Raw genomic sequence first — 18,030 nt, forward strand, 5'->3', positions numbered from 1 at the left:
GGGCAGGCGGGCAGGCGGGACGGTGACGACAGGGCCTAGGTCGCCGTCCGGTCGACCAGGTCGCGGAGGGCTTCGTGCACCGCGTCCGTGCGCGGGTCGCCGAGCCGTTCCAGGTCCTCCAGCGCGAGGGTGTAGTAGACGGCGGCTTCCTTGAGGCGCCCCATCGCGGCCATGGTCGCGCCCAGGTTGAGTGCGGTCGTCGCGGCTCCCGGCTCGTCGCCGAAGGACCGTCTGATGCGCAGTGCCTCGTCGAAGGCGGCCAGGGCCTCCTCGTCGCGTCCGGCTGTCCGGTAGGCCTCGCCGAGGTGGTTGAGCGAGGTGCCCTGGCCGAACAGGTCCTTGATCTCGCGCTGGATGCCGAGGGCGCGGAGCCAGCAGCTGATCGCCTCCTCGATCCGGCCGAGGTCGCGGTGGGCGGTGCCGAGGCTGTTGAGGTCGATGCCTTCGTTCCAGCGGTCCTTGATCTCGCGGTGGATGGCGAGTGCTTTGTTGGAGCAGCGGATCGAGTCCTCTATGCGGTTCATCCGCCGGAGGGCGCCCGCAAGGTTGTTGAGGGAGGTCCCTTCGCCGTACTTGTCGCCGATCCTGCGGCGGATGGCCAGGGCCTCCTCCCAGACCTCGACGGCCTTCTCGAACTCCTGCGTGCCGCGGTAGGCGTTGCCGAGGCTGTTCAGCGTCCAGGCCTCTCCCCTGCGGCAGCCGGAGCGCCGCGCCCCGCGCAGGCCCAGTTCGTGGGTGACGATCCAGTCGCTCAGGAGCTTGCGGACGTTGAAGAAGCTCCACAGGACGACGGGCAGCTGCCAGGCGATCGCGTCCTGCTCCCACTGCACCGCCTGCCGGACCAGCGCGATCAGATGGGTCCGCTCGGTGTCGCACCACGCCAGCGCCTCCGCGCCGTCGGCGAAGCGGAGCGGCCGGCACCGGTCGGGCAGTTCGTCGAGGTCGATCCGGCGCCGGTGGGGCATGAGCTGCCTGTTCGCCGCGTCCGCCGTGTGCAGGTACCAGAGCAGACAGCGCCTGACGGACTCCCGCCGGGACTCCGCGGACTCCTCCTCGTACGCCCGCTCGGCGGCGTAGTCGTGGATGAGGTCGTGGAAGCGGAACCGGTCGGGCGCGACCTGTTCGAGCAGGTGGCAGTCGATCAGGCCCCGCAGATACAGGTTGGTGCGCATTCTGGAGTCGCCGGTCGCGGCCGCGGCGGCGAGCAGGCTGAACTCGCCCGTCGGGTGCAGGCCGAGGATGCGGAAGCAGCGCGCGCTGCCGGCGCTCAGCGCGCGGTACGACCAGGAGAAGGCGACGCGCACCTCGCGCTGCTCGTCGCCGGTGTCCTCGACGGCCGCGGCGAAGGTGTCGAGCCGGTGCCGCTCGTCGCCGAGGCCCTCCAGGAGGTCGGCGATGGGCCACTGCGGATACGCCGCGACGCGTTCGCCCACGATGCTGAGGGCCAGCGGGAGGTGGCCGCAGCCGGCCGCGAGTTCCTCGACCGCGCCGCGTTCCTGCAGCACGCGGTCGCCGCCGACGATGCCCGTCAGGAGCTCGACGGACTCCCGTTCGCTGAGGGTGTCGAGGCGGATGCTGCGCGCGCCGTAGCTCCCGACCAGGCCCTGGAGGCGGTTCCGGCTGGTCACGATCACCACGCAGGTGGAGCTGCCCGGCAGCAGGGGGAACACCTGTGCCGTGTTGCGGGCGTTGTCCAGGAGGACCAGCATCTTCCGCTCGTGCAGCAGGGTGCGGAACAGGGCCGCGCGCGGTTCGAGTTCCTGCGGGACCTTGGCGGACGGCACGTCCAGGGCGTGCAGGAAGTCGGCGAGGACCTCCGCGGGTTCGAGCGGGTTGCCCGGGCCGTGGCCACGGAGGTTGACGTAGAGCTGGCCGTCGGGGAACGCGTCGCGCGACCGGTGCGCCCAGTGCACCATCAGCGCGGTCTTCCCGACGCCGGGGGCGCCGCCGACGGAGGAGATCACCGCGGTGTCCGGGCCGTCCTTCCGCGGCTCGCCGAGGAGCAGGTCCAGCTCGGCGAGTTCACTTTCCCGGCCCACGAATCCTGGGCGGTCGAGCGGGAGTTGGTGGGGCACCGGGAGCGGCGGCCGGTCCGCCGTCCGCGCTTCGGGCGACTGGAACCGCAGCAGACGCTCGATGATCCTGCGGCCGAACTCCGGGTCGTCCGTGACGGCCCGGGACAGCTCGTCGACCGAGCCGGCCGCGGGGCGCAGGCGGTCCGCGTCCGATGGGCGCTCCCGGTACCCGCCCGATGTGCGCAGCCGGTCGGTCCGCTCGTCGAGCAGCCTGCGGAGCCCCTCCCAGCTGGTCTGCGAACCGGTCGTGGGAGCGTCGCGCGTGGGCGCGCCCGCGGCCGGTCCTCGGATCTCCCCTGCTGACACAGATCCACCCCCGTGGGGTCAAGGCGAGTTGGGCGGATTATACGTCTTGCACAAGGATGCGAGACGTGTCCCGGACAGGAGGTCCGGGTATTCTCGCGGCGTCCGGTTCTCCTTGAGGAGGGTGCGTGACGAACGCATCAGCAGATGCCCTGGTCCTTTTCGGCGCGACCGGAGATCTGGCGCGCCGGAAATTGTGGCCCGCGCTCTACCGCTTGTCGCTGTCGGACCAGTGGGTGCCGCCGGTCGTCGCTGTCGGACTGCCCGGTCCAGGCCGGGCCGGTTTCGAGAAGTTCGTGGCCGCGGCCGTGCACGACATGTGCGGCCCGGCGGACGGCACGGTGGTGCGGCGGCTGCTGGCCGGGACCTGCTTCGTCGAGGGGGACACGACGCGGCGCGGCACGCTGGAGGAGGTGGCGGAGGCGCTGCGCCCGGCGGCCCGTCCCGTGTACTTCCTGGGCGTTCCGCCGCCGCGGGCCACCGCGACGATCGCGACGATGGGGGCCGTACGCCTCCCGCCGGGCGCCGTGCTCGTGGAGAAGCCTTTCGGCAATGACCTGGATTCGGCCCGGCGGCTCAACGCCTCCTTGCTTAAGGTGTTTTCTGCCGACTCCGTCCTGAGAATCGATCACTATCTCGGGAAGGAGGCCGTAGAGAATCTGCTGGCTTTTCGTTTCTGCAATCCCTTTCTGGAGTCGGCCTGGGACCGGAGAACCATTTCCCGGGTGCAGATCACGCATTGCGAGGTCAGGGGTGTGGACGGCCGGGGAGCACTGTACGAGGGGATCGGGGCGGTCCGCGACGTGGTGCAGAGCCATCTGCTGCAGCTCGTCGGGATAGTGGCGATGGAGCGCCCGGCCGACGGCACCGCGGAGGCCTTCCGCGAGCGGATCGCGGAGGCGCTCGCCGGGGTGCGTCCGGTGGCTCCCGGGCACCTCGTCCGCGGGCAGTACGCGGGGTACCGGGCGGAGGCGGGGGTGGCGGCCGATTCGACGGTGGAGACCTTCGCGGCGCTGCGGCTCGACCTCGACGCCGAGCGGTGGCGCGGGGTGCCGTTCCTGCTGCGCTCCGGCAAGGGTCTCGCCGCCACGGCGATCGAGGTGGTGGTCGACTTCGTGCCCACCGAGCACCGTCTCTGGTTCGCCCGGAAGGAGCCGGGGCCGGCCCGCGTCCGCTTCCGGATCGGCGGTGACGGCGGGGCCGTGCTGACGCTCAACGCCCGTGGGCCGGGGGCGGATCCCGGTCCTGTGCCGGTCGATCTCCGCCTCGACCTGGCCGACGTGCCGGCCGCGGACACCTCCGGGGGCGCGTGGGAGGCGTACACGCATCTGCTGTCGGACGCTCTGCTGGGCAGGACGGGACGGTTCGTGTCGATGCGCACCGTGGAGGAGTCGTGGCGTGTCGTGGCGCCCGCGCTGGAGGTGCGGGAGGCGCCGCTGGGGTATCCGCAGGGTTCGTGGGGGCCGCGGAAGTCGGCGGACCTGGCGGGGGGCGAGGGCTGGTGCGTGCCTCTCCCGTGACGGGCGGGGTGCGTGCGTCTCCTGTGACGGGCGGGGTGCCTGCCTCTTCCGTGACGGGCAGGGTGCCTGCTTCTCCCGTGACGGGCAGGGCGTGTCCGTCAGCCGGTGGCCCCGGGTCCTGTCTCCGCGTCCCGGAGCGCCATGCGGTAGGCACCCCGTACGCCGACCAGCGGGTCGAGGGCGAGCCGCACCGGGATCTCCGCGAGGAGGTCGTGGTGGCAGGCGCCCGGACTGACGAAGCGGTGCAGGAACTCCGTCTCCGCGCACAGGAATTCCGCCACCCCGGGGGCCTGGAGGACCCCGCTCGTCAGGGTGACGGTGCCGCCCGCGGGCAGGCACACCAGGACCACGCCGCGCAGGTACTGGCCGAAGAGGGCGGCGAACAACCGGACGACCTCGACGCCGCAGGGGTCTCCGGCGAGCGCCGCCGAGGTGATGACCGGGGCGACGGCGGCCCCGGCCCCGCGCGCTCGGGTCACCCGCTCGTCGAGCGCGGGGGCGGGTGACGTGCTTCGGCGCACGTAGTCGTACATCCGGTCGAAGCCGCGGAGCCCGCCGATGGACTCCTCGACGGTGACGGCCCCGTCGAACTCCGTCCTGAGGCGCGCCAGATAGCCGGCCTCGAAGTCGTTCTCGGGCTGCCAGGTGACGTGTCCCGACTCAGACGTGTGCACCACACCGTGCGCGTCCAGGAGCGCGCTGCCGACTCCGCTGCCCACGGAGACGGCGAGGAGCTCGCCTCCACCGGCGGCCGGGTCGTGGCGGGTGCGCGGCTCGTGGCGGGTCAGCGGCCGCACCTCGTCGGGGCCGAGGTCCGCCATGCCGTGCGCGGTGGCCGTCATGTCGTTCACGACGCGCACCCGGACGCCGTGCCGCTCCGCGAACCGGGCGCGGTCGAACGGCGGCCAGGCGGGGAGGTTCGTCAGCTGCACGGTGCCGTGCGCCGGGACGCGGCCCGCGACGGCGAGCACCATGGTCGCCGGCCGCAGGTCCGCCTGGTGGAGACAGGTGACCAGCAGCTCCTCCAGAGAGGGGTGGTCGGCGGTCCGCACCTTCAGTTCCACGTGTTCCGGGTCTCCGGTCCGTCCGCCGCGCAGCCGGGAATGGGTGCCTCCCACGTCGAACGCGGCCACCGCTGTACGCACTGCATCACCACTTCGGAGTCGGGTCGGGCCAATTGACGTACGGCCGGACCGAGTTGTCGTGGGGCACAGTATGACGAGACGTCCATGCGCGGGCGCGGGCGCGGAAACGGATTTCGGTGGTGCGGCGATGTCGGTACAGATCCAGGTGACAGGCGGCCCGGCGGGGTCCGACACGACGCTGGTCCGGGAGCTGCACGCCTGGCTGCAGCGGGAGGACGAGCTCCGGGGGCGCGTCCGGCTGCGGAGCGCAGCCCCCGCGCCCGGGCAGATGGGCGCCATGACGGAGCTCGTCCTCACCGCGGTCAGCAGCGGCACGGTCGCCGCGCTGGTCGCGTCCGCGCAGCTGTGGATCAAGCAGCGCCGCGCGGACCTCTCCATCGTCGTCCGGCACCCCGACGGCAAGGAGGTGGAGATCGACGCGCAGCAGATCTCGGGGGCCGAGGAGTTCATCCGAACGGTACTGCGCGACGCTGACCCGGCCCCTTGACGGCGGGGCCGCCGCCCCTCCCTGAGGTCCGGGCCGCCCCCCTGACGGCCCGGACCCCAGCCCCCTCAGGACCCGCCGGCGCCTGCCAGCTCCTTCAGGGCGATGTTGAGCCGGAGGACGTTGACGCGCGGCTCGCCGATGAAGCCGAGGGTCCGCCCGTCGGTGTGCGCGTCGACCAGCTTCTGGACCTGCCGGACGTCCAGGTGGTTCCTCGCGGCGACGCGGTGGACCTGGAGGTCGGCGTAGGCCGGGGAGATGTGCGGGTCGAGGCCGGAGCCGGAGGAGGTGACCGCGTCGGCGGGCACGTCGGAGGGCTTGACCCGGTGGTCCGCGGTGGAGTTGTCCTTGACGACGGCCGCCTTGGCGTCCTTCACCTGCCGGATGAGGTCCTTGTTGTCGCCGGAGAGGTTGGTGGCGCCGGACAGGAGCAGCTTGTACTGCGTGTTGACGGTGTTCTCGCCGAGGCCGTTGGAGGGGCGGGGCTGGAACCACTTGAGGTCCGGTTCGGCCGTCTCCTGGCCCTTCTTCAGCGGCAGGTCGTAGCGCTGGCCGATGAGTTCGGAGCCGACGACCTCGCCGTCCGCGCTCACCTCGGAGCCGTTGGCCTTGTCGTGGAAGAGGGCCTGGGCGGCGCCGGTCACCGCGAGCGGGTAGAGGACGCCGCAGACCACGGTGAGGACGAGCAGGGCGCGCAGTCCCGCGCCGAGCAACCGGGCGGTGTTTCCTACGGAGTTGTTCATGACCGAGTCACCCAATGCCGGGGATGAGAGAGATGAGTACGTCGATGATCTTGATGCCGATGAACGGGGCGACGAGTCCGCCCAGGCCGTAGACGCCGAGGTTGCGCCGCAGCATCCGGTCCGCGCTCATCGGCCGGTACCGCACGCCCTTCAGGGCCAGCGGCACGAGTGCGACGATGATCAGCGCGTTGAAGACGACCGCGGAGAGGATCGCGGACTCGGGCGACGACAGGTTCATGATGTTGAGCTTGTCGAGGCTCGGGTACGCCACCGCGAACATGGCCGGGATGATGGCGAAGTACTTCGCGACGTCGTTGGCGATCGAGAAGGTCGTCAGGGCGCCCCGGGTGATGAGGAGCTGCTTGCCGATCTCGACGATCTCGATGAGCTTCGTCGGGTTGGAGTCCAGGTCCACCATGTTCCCGGCCTCCTTGGCGGCCGAGGTGCCGGTGTTCATGGCCACGCCGACGTCGGCCTGGGCGAGCGCGGGAGCGTCGTTCGTGCCGTCGCCGGTCATCGCGACCAGCTTGCCGCCGGCCTGCTCCCGCTTGATCAGCGCCATCTTGTCCTCGGGCGTGGCCTCGGCGAGGAAGTCGTCCACGCCCGCCTCGTCCGCGATCGCCTTGGCGGTGAGCGGGTTGTCACCGGTGATCATGACGGTCTTGATGCCCATGCGGCGCAGTTCGTCGAAGCGCTCGCGCATGCCCTCCTTGACGACGTCCTTGAGGTGGATCACCCCGAGGACCCGGGCGCCGTCAGCGTCTTCCAGAGCCACAAGCAGCGGCGTGCCACCAGCCTGTGAAATGCGGTCGTTGAGTTCCTGCGCATCCTCGGCGACCTCGCCACCACGTTCCTTCACCCAGGCGACGACCGAACCGGTCGCGCCCTTGCGGACCTTGCGCCCGTCGACGTCCACGCCCGACATGCGGGTCTGCGCGGTGAACGGCACCCACTCGGCGCCGGTCAGCTCGCCCTGGTGCCGCTCGCGCAGACCGTACTGCTCCTTGGCGAGTACGACGATGGAGCGGCCCTCGGGCGTCTCGTCGGCCAGCGAGGAGAGCTGGGCCGCGTCGGCGACCTCGGCCTCGGTGGTGCCGCGCACCGGCACGAACTCGGCGGCCTGGCGGTTGCCGAGGGTGATGGTGCCGGTCTTGTCGAGCAGCAGGGTCGACACGTCGCCCGCGGCCTCGACGGCCCGTCCCGACATGGCGAGGACGTTGCGCTGCACCAGGCGGTCCATGCCCGCGATGCCGATCGCGGAGAGCAGCGCACCGATGGTCGTCGGGATGAGGCAGACGAGGAGTGCCGTCAGGACGATCATCGAGGTCTGGTCGTCGGCCCCCGCGTAGATCGCGAAGGGCTTGAGCGAGACGACGGCCAGCAGGAAGACGATGGTGAGGGACGCCAGGAGGATGTTCAGGGCGATCTCGTTGGGCGTCTTCTGGCGGGCCGCGCCCTCGACCAGGTTGATCATGCGGTCGATGAACGTCTCGCCGGGCTTCGTCGTGATCTTGATGACGACGCGGTCGGAGAGGACCTTCGTGCCGCCCGTGACGGCGGACCGGTCACCGCCGGACTCGCGGATGACGGGGGCCGACTCGCCGGTGATCGCGGACTCGTCGACGGACGCCACGCCCTCGACGACGTCACCGTCGCCGGGGATGATGTCGCCCGCCTCACAGACGACGAGGTCGCCGATGCGCAGGTCGGTGCCGGGCACCGACTCCTCGACGTCCCCCGTCAGGCGGCGCGCCACGGTGTCGGTCTTGGCCTTGCGCAGGGTGTCGGCCTGCGCCTTGCCGCGGCCCTCGGCGACGGCCTCCGCGAGGTTGGCGAAGACCGTGGTCAGCCAGAGCCAGGCGGTGATCGCCCAGCCGAACCAGTCCCCCGGGTCCTTCACGGCCAGCACGGTGGTGACCACCGAGCCGATCAGGACCACGAACATGACCGGCGACTTGACCATGACGCGCGGGTCCAGTTTGCGGAAGGCGTCCGGCAGGGACTTGAGCAGCTGGGCGGGGTCGAAGAGGCCCGCGCCGACCTTGCCGGCGTCGGCGGACGTGTGGCCGGTGGGGACGTCGTGGTGGGGGGCGCGGTCCGCGGTGGCGACGGGTGCCGAGCCCCCGCCGGACCGGTCGGCCCGGCCGTCACTGTCGTGCTGTGTGGTGTGAGTGCTCATGACGCCAGCCCCTCGGCAAGCGGTCCCAGCGCGAGCGCGGGGAAATAGGTGAGACCGGTGATGATCATGATGGTGCCGACCAGCAGGCCGGTGAAGAGCGGCTTCTCGGTGCGCAGGGTGCCCGCGGTCGCGGGGACCGGCTGCTGCTCGGCGAGCGAGCCCGCGAGCGCGAGGACGAACACCATCGGCAGGAAGCGGCCGAGCAGCATGGCGAGGCCGAGCGTGGTGTTGAACCACTGTGTGTCGGCGCCCAGGCCCGCGAAGGCCGAGCCGTTGTTGTTGGCCCCGGACGTGTAGGCGTACAGGATCTCGGAGAAGCCGTGCGCGCCGGAGTTCGTCATCGAGTCGGCCGGGGTGGGCAGGGCCATCGCGACGGCCGTGAAGCCGAGGACGAGGGCCGGGGTGACCAGGATGTAGCAGGCCGCCAGCTTGATCTCGCGGGTGCCGATCTTCTTGCCCAGGTACTCCGGGGTGCGCCCGACCATGAGTCCCGCGATGAACACGGCGATCATCGCCATGATGAGCATGCCGTAGAGGCCCGATCCCGTGCCGCCCGGCGCGATCTCGCCGAGCTGCATGCCGAGCATCTGGATGCCGCCGCCGAAGCCGGTGTAGGAGGAGTGGAAGGAGTTCACGGCGCCGGTGGAGGTGAGCGTGGTGGCCACCGCGAAGATCGACGAGCCGGCGACCCCGAACCGGGTCTCCTTGCCCTCCATCGCGCCGCCGGCCAGGTCGTAGGCCGGGGCGCCGTGGTGGAACTCGGTCCACATCATCAGCGCGGTGAAGCCGATCCAGATCGTCGCCATGGTGGCGAGGACCGCGTAGCCCTGCCGGAGCGAGCCGACCATCCTGCCGAAGGTCCGCGTCAGCGCGAACGGGATGAGCAGGATCAGGAAGATCTCGAAGAGGTTCGAGATCGGGTTCGGGTTCTCGAAGGGGTGCGCGGAGTTGGCGTTGAAGTAGCCGCCGCCGTTCGTGCCCAGCTCCTTGATGACCTCCTGGGAGGCGACGGCGCCGCCGTTCCACTCCTGCTTGCCGCCCATGAACTGGCCGACCTCGTGGATGCCGGAGAAGTTCTGGAGGGCGCCGCAGGCGACGAGGACGAGTGCGCCGATGACGGCGATGGGGAGCAGGACGCGGACGGTGCCGCGCACCAGGTCGGCCCAGAAGTTGCCGAGCTCACCGGTGCGGGAGCGGGCGAAGCCGCGTACCAGAGCGATCGCGACGGCGATGCCGACGGCCGCGGAGACGAAGTTCTGCACGGCGAGGCCGCCGGTCTGCACGACGTGGCCCATGGCCTGTTCGCCGGAGTACGACTGCCAGTTGGTGTTCGCCACGAACGACGCCGCGGTGTTGAACGCCTGGTCCGGGTCGATGGACGTGAAGCCGAGCGAGCCGGGCAGCGAGCCCTGGAGCCGCTGCAGCAGGTAGAGGAAGAGGACACCGGCCGCGGAGAAGGCGAGGACGCCGCGCAGGTACGCGGACCAGCGCATTTCCGTGTCGGGATCGGCACCGATGGCCTTGTAGATCCACTTCTCGACGCGAAGGTGCTTCTTCGAGCCGTAGACGCGGGCCATGTAGTCACCGAGCGGGCGGTGTGCCAGCGCGAGCGCCGCTATCAGCGCGAGGAGCTGGAGCACACCGGCGAGGGCGGGGCTCATATCCGTACTCAGAACCTCTCCGGAAAGACGAGGGCGAGGACGAGATAGCCCAGGAGAGCGACGGCCACGACGAGGCCGACGATGTTCTCGGCGGTCACAGCTTGGTCACCCCCTTGGCGACGAGGGCCACCAGCGCGAAGACCGCGATCGTGGTGACGACGAAGGCCAGGTCGGCCATCGTGAGCTCCTGAAGGACGTGGACGGTGCAGTGCTTGCTCGGACGGTTAGAGGTAACCGCCCTTTCGGCCGCCCACGACCTTCGTTGACACCCTCCATACGGCGCGTTCAGCCGTCTTGACGGCTCTCTTACGGAGCGCTGAGCTCGGCGAGGCGCGTCAGGGGCGGAAAGGCACAGAAAGGCCCTGCCCGGACGGGATCAGCCGGTCAGGGCGTGGCCCGTCGTCGCGTCGACGTGGGTCGGGACCTCGTCGTGGCGGTCGCCGACCGTCAGGGTGCCGGTGGGTTCGAAGAGGAGGAGGCGGGCGCCCTCGGGGGCGTACGGGCGGTGTTCGATGCCGCGCGGGACCGTGTAGAGCGAGCCCTGCGGGAGCGTGACCCTGCGCTCCCCCGCCGGTTCGCGCAGGTCGATGTGGAGCTCGCCGCCGAGGACCAGGAAGAACTCGTCGGTGTTGTCGTGGACGTGCCAGACATGTTCGCCCTCGACCTTGGCGACGCGTACGTCGTAGTCGTTGACGGAGGTGACGATGCGGGGGCTCCACAGGGCGTCGAAGGAGGCGAAGGCCTGGTCGAGGGCGATGGGTTCGGTGTTCACGGCGGTGGGTTCAGTGTTCATGCGGTGATCCTCCGTCGTGCCGGACCACCGCCACGAGTGCTAGAAATCGCACATGCCGCAAGAATCCTCGCAGCCGCCCGCCGGGCGGCCGCCGCACCGCGTCGTGGTCGTCGTCGACGAGGGCACCAACCCCTTCGAAGTCGGCGTCGCCACGGAGGTGTTCGGACTGCCACGGCCCGAACTCGGCCTGCCGGGCGCGCTGTACGAGATCGTCCTGTGCGCCCCGAGGTCGGGCGTCCGCATGAACCACGGGTTCTTCACCCTCGCCGGCGTGCCCGGACTCGACGCCGTGGACACCGCGGACACGCTGATCATGCCGGGCCGGCCCGACAACACCGTGCCGCGCGCCCCGGACGTGCTCGCCGCGATCCGGCGGGCCCACGCGCGCGGCGCCCGGATCATGAGCTTCTGCACCGGCGCCTTCGCGCTCGCCGAGTCGGGCATCCTCGACGGCCGCCGGGCGTCCACCCACTGGCAGTGGGCCGACTCCTTCCGAGAGCGGTTTCCGGCCGTGCAGCTCGAACCCGACGTGCTGTTCGTGGACGACGGCGACATCCTCACCGCGGCGGGCAGCGCGGCCGCCATCGACCTGGGTCTGCACATCGTCCGCAAGGACTTCGGCGCGGAGGTCGCCAACTCCGTGAGCAGGCGACTCGTCTTCGCGGCGCACCGGGACGGCGGACAGCGGCAGTTCGTGGAACGGCCCGTTCCGGAGGTGCGGGACGAGTCCCTCGCGCCGGTGCTCGCCTGGGCGCAGGAGCGGCTCGGCGACCCCCTCACCGTGGCGGGGCTCGCGGCCCGGGCCGGGGTGAGCACCGCGACCCTGCACCGGCGCTTCCGGGCCCAGCTGGGCACCACTCCGCTGGCCTGGCTGACCGGCGAGCGCGTGGCGCTGGCCTGCCGACTCATCGAGCGCGGCGAGGAGCGTCTGGACGTGGTCGCGCACCTCAGCGGTCTGGGCACCCTGGCCAACCTGCGGGCCCGGCTGCGCCGCGAGACGGGGCTGAGCCCGTCCGACTACCGGCGCAGGTTCGGCCCCGGCACGCCCGCGGCGGCTGGCCGGATCCCGGCTGCCGCCACGGCCCGCACCCCGTGAAGACTGGCCTGTCCCACCCTCGCCACCCAGCAGACTCGCCACCCAGCAGAGGCGGACCGCCATGCCGAACGGAGCGCAGATCCTGATCAACGGCCTTGTGGACGCGGGTGTCCGCGCCTGCTTCGCCAACCCCGGCACCTCCGAGATGCACTTCGTGGCCGCGCTCGACGAGACGCCAGAGCTGCGGCCCGTGCTGTGCCTCTTCGAGGGCGTGGCCACCGGCGCCGCCGACGGGTACGGGCGGCTGACGGGCCGCCCCGCGTGCACGCTGCTGCACCTCGGGCCCGGCCTCGCGGGCGGCCTGCCCAACCTGCACAACGCGCGGCGGGCCGCGACACCCGTCGTCAACGTCGTCGGTGACCACGCCCTGCACCACAAGCGGCTCGACGCGCCCCTGGAGTCCGACATCGGGGCGCTGGCCGGCACCGTCTCGGCCTGGACCCGGCGCACCTACTACGCCACCGAACTCGCCGGTGACGTCGCGGCCGCCGTCGCCGCGGCGACCGGTCCGCCCGGCGCCGTCGCGACGCTGGTCGTGCCCGCCGACGTGTCCTGGTCCGAGGCGGGCGAGCCGCCCGCATCCGTGCCGCCCGTCCCGGCGCGGCACGGCCTGGTGTCCGTGGACGCCGTGACGGGAGCCGCCGAGGCGCTGCGGTCCGGTGCGGACGTCGCCCTGCTGCTCGGCGGGGCCGCCGTGCGCGGGGCCGGGCTCGCGGCCGCGGGGCGGATCGCCGCGGCGACGGGGGCGAAGCTGCTGTGCGAGACGTTTCCGGCCCGTCTGGAGCGGGGCGCGGGGCGGCCCGCCGTCGAACGGCTCGGCTACTTCGCGTCGGGCGCCCTCGGCCAACTGGCGGGCCTGCGGCACCTCGTGCTCGCCGGTGCCGCGTCGCCGGTGGCCTTCTTCGCCTATCCGGGGCAGAGCGGGGCGCTGGTTCCCGAGGGGTGCGTCGTGCACCGGCTCACGGCCGGTGCGGAGGACGTGACGGCGGCGCTCGAAGGGCTCGCCGAAGTGGTCGGGCCCGGCGTGGGCCGCGTACAGGAGGAGGCGGGCAGGCCGGCGCTGCCCAGCGGTGAACTGACCGCCGAGTCGGCGGCCGCCGTGATCGGTGCGCTGCTGCCGGAGGGTGCCGTCGTCGTCGACGAGGCCAACACGTCGGGGCTGTGGCTGCCCGGCGCGACCGCCGGTGCCCCGCCGCACGACTGGCTGACGCTGACCGGTGGCTCGATGGGGCAGGGGCTGCCGCTCGCGGTGGGGGCGAGCGTGGCCTGTCCCGACCGGCCCGTGCTCGCGCTGGTCGGGGACGGCGCGTCGATGTACACGCCGCAGGCGCTGTGGACGCAGGCGCGGGAGGGGCTCGACGTCACGACGGTCGTCTTCGACAACCGGTCGTACGCGATCCTCAATCTGGAGCTGGGGGCGGTGGGCGCGGCCGCGGGCGAGACGCGGGCGCGCCGGCTCCTCGACCTCTCGGGGCCGTCCCTGGACTTCACCGCGCTGGCGCGCGGGATGGGGGTGCCCGCGGAACGGGCCACGACGGCGGAGGAGTTCGCGGCGCTGCTCAAGCGGGGCCTGGCGGAGCCGGGGCCGTTCCTGATCGACTGTGTGGTGCCGCCACTGGGCTGAAGCGGCTCAGCCGTCCCACAGACCCTCGTGGCGGCGGTGCGCGTCCGTCAGGCCCTCGTTGAAGTACTTGTCGTAGTACTCCGTCTCCACATGGTGGACCTGGAGCCACACCCCCGGGACGTGGATCGCGTCAGTGTGGGCGGGGAAGCGGCGGTGGGTGCGCAGGATGTACTCGCAGATGTCCCGCGCGCAGTCGATCACCCGCTCCTCGTACTCGCTCGCCTCCGCCAGGTACCGCTGCCCGTACTCCTCCTTGTAGATGCGGGCGAAGACGTCCTTGTCGCCGTAGGTGCCGCCGGGGCCGAACTTGGCGCGGATCACCGCGTCGACCGCCGCCGTCATGGTGCGGTGCGCGGGCGGGCACGCCGCCTCGATGAGGGGCTGGCCGTCGGGTGCGGTGAGGCCGACCGGGTGGGAGCGGAGGTTCGCGTACTTGGGGAGCGGGACGTGCCAGCGCCAGAGGTCCGGAAGGCGCCAGCGCGGGGTGACGAAGGTGAAGCCGAGCATCCTGCCGTACGCGCGGGAGAACTTCGGGTCGCCGAGGGCTATCTGGGGGTTGATGGAGGCGTGGATCCAGGCGCCGAGGCCCATCGCCTCGGCGCTCAGCATGAGGTTCTGCAGGAGCAGGTCCGCCTCGATCTGGGTGCGCAGCGGGCCGAGTGCGCCGAGCGGCAGCTTGATGTCACCGTTGAGGAAGCCGTTCTTGACCCACTTCTTCACGCCCGCCGGCCGGTAGAGGTTGCGGTCGTCGACCAGGGTGGGACGGACGTCGTCCGGCTGGGTGAGCAGGTACATCAGGGCGTTGATGTACTGGTGGGAGAGGTCCACCACCGGGAAGAGGACGGTCGTCCCGGGGAGGTTGGACAGGAAGCGGTTCGAGTCGAGGTAGGCCGGGAAGTCGCGCCGGTCCTCGGGGACGTCCAGGCGGTGGTCGAGGACGCGGACCTTCGCCTGCCGGGCCCGCTCGACCAGGCTCGTCGCGTCGAGGGGCGTGGTGGGGGCCGGGTCCAGTCTGCGCAGGAAGTACGTGCCCGAGTCGTTGATCAGGAAGAAGTGCGTGCCCTGCGCGTTGTCGGGGCTGCCCGCGGTGCGGCCCGCCATGGTCATGTTGGGCTTGGCCATGATCGGCTTGCCGTCGCGCGGGTCGTCGAAGGGCCGGTCCGGCATGGTGAGGCCGGTGCAGCCGGTGAGCGCGATGAGCACCGCCTCCTCCAGCTCGGTCAGGGGCCGCGGCTCGTGCGGCGAGCGGTAGCTCATCGAGCCCGCGGGGACGGCGGCGCCGCGGCTCACCCGGTGGGTGCGGCGGCGCCAGACCGTCTCCAGGAGGGGCCGGGCGAACAGGTCCGCGAGGCCCGGGTGGCCGGGGTCGCCGTCAGCCGTCCGCACGCCCGCCACCGTCACTGATCGGCTGCACCTGGCGCCACGGCGCGAACGCGCTGGCGCCGCGCGGCAGCAGCCCTGCGAGGTCCGGGCAGTGCCGGAGGAGGACGGATTTCATGCCGCCCTTCTGGACCCAGTCGATGCCGAGCGGCGTGTAGATCTCGGGGCGGAAGTCGACGGTCAGGAAGCGGTCGCTCTGCAGCCGCCGGGTGGCCATCAGGATGAAGACGCGGAACGCCGTGTCGCTGAAGCCGAAGCCGTGCGGCGGGTTCTCGGCGAACAGGCCGACCACGGTGTCGATCTCGTCGACGGAGCGGTAGACGTCCTTGAGGCGGGCGACGGTCTCGGGGTCCTGCGACAGGTCCTCGAAGCGGCGGATGCGCTGCTTGTGCAGCCCCTCGCGGAAGTCGTTGTAGCGGGGCACGCCACGCCTGCGGGTGCGGACGAGGTCGACGACGGACAGGTCGATGATCTCGCCGTCGCGCTCGAAGTGCTGGAGCGCGCGCGGGAAGTTGTGCAGGGTGATGGCGCCCGGGTGGGAGATGCCGAAGGAGTACAGCGTGTCGGCGAGGCCCGTCTTGCGGATGGCGGCCTCGGCGGCGGCGCCCTGGATGTCGTGGAAGCCCAGGGTCTCCAGGCGCTGCCCGAAGTGGTGCTCGCGCATCTCGAAGTCGTCGGGGATCAGCGGGTGCATGCGGTAGACGGTGACGAAGTCCTCCGTCAGGGAGTACGGCGCGCCGTGGTGGTCCGGCAGCGTCCTGGGTATGCCCGTCAGCGAGTGCGACTCGAACAGCCAGAGTCCGAGCTTGTTGAGCCAACTGCTGGGCGGACCCTCCCAGTTGGTGCGCAGGCCGATGTCGATGGCCTCGGTGGCGAGGATCGCCGGGGTCCACTCCACGGTGTGGATCTTGGCGATGAGGGCGGAGACGACGAGGCGCGCGGTGTGGTAGACGCTCTCCTGGCTCATCGACGGGTAGGCCTGCCGCAGCGCGTCGCAGACGGCGTTGTGCTCGCGGGCGAAGAGGGTGTGCATGGCGCTGAGGCCCATCCACCAGCTCTCGGCGAAGCCGGTCAGCGGGATGCCGTTCGGGCCGATGGGCAGGTGGCCCTCCTCCAGGCGGAGTTTGGCGCCGCCGTCGGGCTCGCGCAGGAACCGGGCGGTGTGTTCGTTCTCGCCGTACACCTCGGAGCCGTCCCACCAGTGCGACGCGGTGTTGGCGAAGAGGATCGGCGGCTGGTCGCCGGGGAGTTCGACGCCTTCGTTGTCGGCGAACCGCATCACGCGTTCGGCGGGCCCGCCCGGGGTGTTGTACCAGGTGGTGCCGGGCGGCAGCGGCACCTCGACGGACTTGCCGCCGGGCTTGTGGCGGCGGTGGTTGACCCAGTCGTGAACCTGGAACTGGATCCAGGCGGCGGCCAGGACGTTCAGCGAGGTGGCGGGCAGGAACGTGTCGCGGTGCAGCAGCTCACGGCTGACGGTGACCGGGTTGGGGACGTCGAAGAGGTCGGGCCGGTAGACGGGCTTGAGGTTGCGTCCGAAGGGGGCGCCCACGGCCCCCATGGCCGGCCTGGAGAGGTCGTTGTACGTCCCGTCGTAGGAGCGGACGGTGCGCAGCTGCTCGTCGACCGGGGCGGGCACGGGCATGGTCTTCGGCGGCGCCTCGTGCACGTCGGTGTCGATGAGGTTGAAGCGGCGCAGCGCCTTGCGGAGGAAGACGAGGTTGAGCAGACCGGCCTGCAACGGCAGCTTGTGCCACGGCACGTAGCGGTTGAGCAGCCGGAGAGCCGCGTCGGCGGGCACGCCGACCACCTTGTTGCGCAGGGGCTCCTCGGTGACGAACCGCAGGCCGTGCCGGTGCGCGGCGCTCGCCTCGTACGCCGTCTTGCGGGCCCGGTTGAGGTTGCCGAGCGGGCGGAAGTCCTCCGTGGTGAACCAGGGGTTGAAGCCCATCACCTCCACGCGGCCGCCCGCGGCACGCGCCTCGGCGGTGTCGAGGTCCTGGCTGGGGATGGTGAGCGTGGCCACGGGCACGGCGGGGGCGACGGACTCCAGCCACTCCACCGAGCCGTCCTCGACGGGGGTGCGGCGCTCGTCGACGTACCGCTGCAGGCACAGCTCGAAGGTGATGTCCTGCCGGGCGAGCCGGGTCTCGAGGTCGCGGCGCAGGTACTGCGGGTCGCGGCGCTCGGGGTCGGACCTGGCGGTGGCCGCGCCGCCCGCGGGGCGCAGCAGGTAGCGTACCGGGCCCGCCTCGCCCCACAGGATGGCGCTGCGGCTCCAGTACGTCTCGGCGGCGAGGCTGTGCACGGTGCGCCGGGTGGCGGCCCGGACGTTGCGGCGCATCCTGGTGGCGGTGGTGAGGCCGACGGTGAGGGGGAGTTCGACGAAGAGCGCGACGGCTTTCCGCAGCCGGGTCGTCGCGCCCGCCATGGCCTTGGCGAAGGCGACGAACTCGCGGGCGTCGCGGGCGTGCGAGACCGGGTGGTTGGTGGCGAGCAGGTCGTGGTGCTCCTCGGTGGAGACGGCCACGCGCACGGCGGCGCCGCGCAGGTCGGGGGCGCCGTCGGCCTGCCGGATGCCGCCCGCGTTGGAGAGCCGCACGGTCGCCGGGTACTCGGCGCCGGGCTGGGCGAAGCCGCAGCGCAGCGTGTCGGGCAGGTCGTCGTGGAAGCGCAGGCGGGCGTTCTCCACGCCGAGCGCGGCCTTCTCGTGCTGGACGCGCCCGATGTCCGCCGCCCGGGCCGCGCGCCGGTTCTTCTCCTGGACCTTCATCAGTTCCTTGGCCAGTCGCTCGAAGAGCCGGCGCTCCGCTTCCGGGCTGCCGCCCAGATAGCGCTCGTAACTCTGCTGGTGCTGTCCGGTGTCGGCCATCGGGCGCCTCTTCCTTCGCACGTTCCTTCGCACGGCTGGTGGCGGTACTGCGTACGGGACAGGGGGGCAGGCAGACGCTACTGGCGGCACCGGTCGGCCGCAGCGATGGTTCCCGCCTATGTGCGGGGCCGCCCGGGTGCCTCGAACTGGCGGGC

At 71.7% G+C, this 18,030-nt stretch carries 13 protein-coding genes; 4 read left to right on the plus strand and 9 right to left on the minus strand.

Annotation, left to right across the window (positions count from 1 at the left end; all coding sequences use genetic code 11):
- Positions 1 to 35 precede the first annotated feature (35 nt).
- Entirely contained in the window at positions 36 to 2,381 is a 2,346-nt protein-coding gene (locus ACH4D5_RS33010) for an ATP-binding protein (RefSeq protein ID WP_398309829.1), read from the minus strand.
- Positions 2,382 to 2,506: 125 nt separating this feature from the next.
- Between ACH4D5_RS33010 and ACH4D5_RS33015 the strand changes: the two genes are divergently transcribed.
- Positions 2,507 to 3,898: a glucose-6-phosphate dehydrogenase gene (locus ACH4D5_RS33015; protein ID WP_398309832.1), complete on the plus strand. Its 1,392-nt coding sequence runs from the start codon at positions 2,507 to 2,509 to the stop codon at positions 3,896 to 3,898.
- A 98-nt stretch (positions 3,899 to 3,996) separates the two neighbouring features.
- On the opposite strand, the gene ACH4D5_RS33020 is transcribed toward ACH4D5_RS33015, so the two are convergent.
- Positions 3,997 to 5,043: a glucokinase gene (locus ACH4D5_RS33020; RefSeq protein ID WP_398309834.1), complete on the minus strand. Its 1,047-nt coding sequence runs from the start codon at positions 5,041 to 5,043 to the stop codon at positions 3,997 to 3,999.
- Positions 5,044 to 5,170: 127 nt separating this feature from the next.
- Between ACH4D5_RS33020 and ACH4D5_RS33025 the strand changes: the two genes are divergently transcribed.
- On the plus strand, positions 5,171 to 5,530 hold the full coding sequence (locus tag ACH4D5_RS33025; protein WP_398309837.1) for a hypothetical protein: 360 nt from the start codon (positions 5,171 to 5,173) through the stop codon (positions 5,528 to 5,530).
- Between the two features lie 65 nt (positions 5,531 to 5,595).
- Here ACH4D5_RS33025 and ACH4D5_RS33030 read toward each other — a convergent pair whose 3' ends face one another.
- The 5 genes from ACH4D5_RS33030 to ACH4D5_RS33050 form a co-directional block, all read right to left on the minus strand.
- Entirely contained in the window at positions 5,596 to 6,270 is a 675-nt protein-coding gene (locus ACH4D5_RS33030; RefSeq protein ID WP_398309839.1) for a potassium-transporting ATPase subunit C, read from the minus strand.
- A gap of 7 nt (positions 6,271 to 6,277) precedes the next feature.
- Complete coding sequence (kdpB, locus tag ACH4D5_RS33035; protein WP_398309842.1) at positions 6,278 to 8,449, minus strand: potassium-transporting ATPase subunit KdpB; 2,172 nt, start codon at positions 8,447 to 8,449, stop codon at positions 6,278 to 6,280.
- On the minus strand, positions 8,446 to 10,110 hold the full coding sequence (kdpA, locus tag ACH4D5_RS33040; protein WP_398309845.1) for a potassium-transporting ATPase subunit KdpA: 1,665 nt from the start codon (positions 10,108 to 10,110) through the stop codon (positions 8,446 to 8,448). The genes kdpB and kdpA overlap by 4 nt, the downstream gene beginning before the upstream one ends.
- An 8-nt stretch (positions 10,111 to 10,118) precedes the next feature.
- Complete coding sequence (gene kdpF, locus ACH4D5_RS33045) at positions 10,119 to 10,208, minus strand: K(+)-transporting ATPase subunit F (protein WP_033264828.1); 90 nt, start codon at positions 10,206 to 10,208, stop codon at positions 10,119 to 10,121.
- A 278-nt stretch (positions 10,209 to 10,486) separates the two neighbouring features.
- Positions 10,487 to 10,903: a cupin domain-containing protein gene (locus ACH4D5_RS33050; protein WP_398309848.1), complete on the minus strand. Its 417-nt coding sequence runs from the start codon at positions 10,901 to 10,903 to the stop codon at positions 10,487 to 10,489.
- 52 nt (positions 10,904 to 10,955) lie between these two features.
- On the opposite strand from ACH4D5_RS33050, the gene ACH4D5_RS33055 reads away from it, so the two are divergent.
- On the plus strand, positions 10,956 to 11,999 hold the full coding sequence (locus tag ACH4D5_RS33055; RefSeq protein WP_398309851.1) for a GlxA family transcriptional regulator: 1,044 nt from the start codon (positions 10,956 to 10,958) through the stop codon (positions 11,997 to 11,999).
- Between the two features lie 61 nt (positions 12,000 to 12,060).
- The gene (locus tag ACH4D5_RS33060) at positions 12,061 to 13,623 is read left to right on the plus strand and encodes an acetolactate synthase large subunit (RefSeq protein WP_398309854.1); all 1,563 of its coding nucleotides are present in this window, start codon (positions 12,061 to 12,063) and stop codon (positions 13,621 to 13,623) included.
- Between the two features lie 6 nt (positions 13,624 to 13,629).
- On the opposite strand, the gene ACH4D5_RS33065 is transcribed toward ACH4D5_RS33060, so the two are convergent.
- Positions 13,630 to 15,009, minus strand: coding sequence for a hypothetical protein (locus ACH4D5_RS33065; RefSeq protein WP_398309857.1), 1,380 nt, complete (start codon positions 15,007 to 15,009; stop codon positions 13,630 to 13,632).
- Positions 14,996 to 17,875, minus strand: a complete 2,880-nt coding sequence (locus ACH4D5_RS33070) for a peroxidase family protein (protein WP_398309860.1) — start codon at positions 17,873 to 17,875, stop codon at positions 14,996 to 14,998. Before ACH4D5_RS33070 ends, ACH4D5_RS33065 begins: the two co-directional genes overlap by 14 nt.
- Between the last annotated feature and the right edge of the window lie 155 nt (positions 17,876 to 18,030).

It is taken from the genome of Streptomyces sp. NPDC018029, from assembly GCF_044327655.1.
Classification (GTDB): domain Bacteria; phylum Actinomycetota; class Actinomycetes; order Streptomycetales; family Streptomycetaceae; genus Streptomyces.

What these genes read in the sequence shown, in the direction of transcription:
- ACH4D5_RS33050 (WP_398309848.1), bottom strand. Translation starts at nt 10,903, where the DNA reads ATGAACACTGAACCCACCGCCGTGAACACCGAACCCATCGCCCTCGAC.
- ACH4D5_RS33070 (WP_398309860.1), bottom strand. Translation starts at nt 17,875, where the DNA reads ATGGCCGACACCGGACAGCACCAGCAGAGTTACGAGCGCTATCTGGGC.
- ACH4D5_RS33030 (WP_398309839.1), bottom strand. Translation starts at nt 6,270, where the DNA reads ATGAACAACTCCGTAGGAAACACCGCCCGGTTGCTCGGCGCGGGACTG.
- kdpA (WP_398309845.1), bottom strand. Translation starts at nt 10,110, where the DNA reads ATGAGCCCCGCCCTCGCCGGTGTGCTCCAGCTCCTCGCGCTGATAGCG.
- ACH4D5_RS33060 (WP_398309854.1), top strand. Translation starts at nt 12,061, where the DNA reads ATGCCGAACGGAGCGCAGATCCTGATCAACGGCCTTGTGGACGCGGGT.
- ACH4D5_RS33025 (WP_398309837.1), top strand. Translation starts at nt 5,171, where the DNA reads ATGTCGGTACAGATCCAGGTGACAGGCGGCCCGGCGGGGTCCGACACG.
- kdpB (WP_398309842.1), bottom strand. Translation starts at nt 8,449, where the DNA reads ATGAGCACTCACACCACACAGCACGACAGTGACGGCCGGGCCGACCGG.
- ACH4D5_RS33055 (WP_398309851.1), top strand. Translation starts at nt 10,956, where the DNA reads ATGCCGCAAGAATCCTCGCAGCCGCCCGCCGGGCGGCCGCCGCACCGC.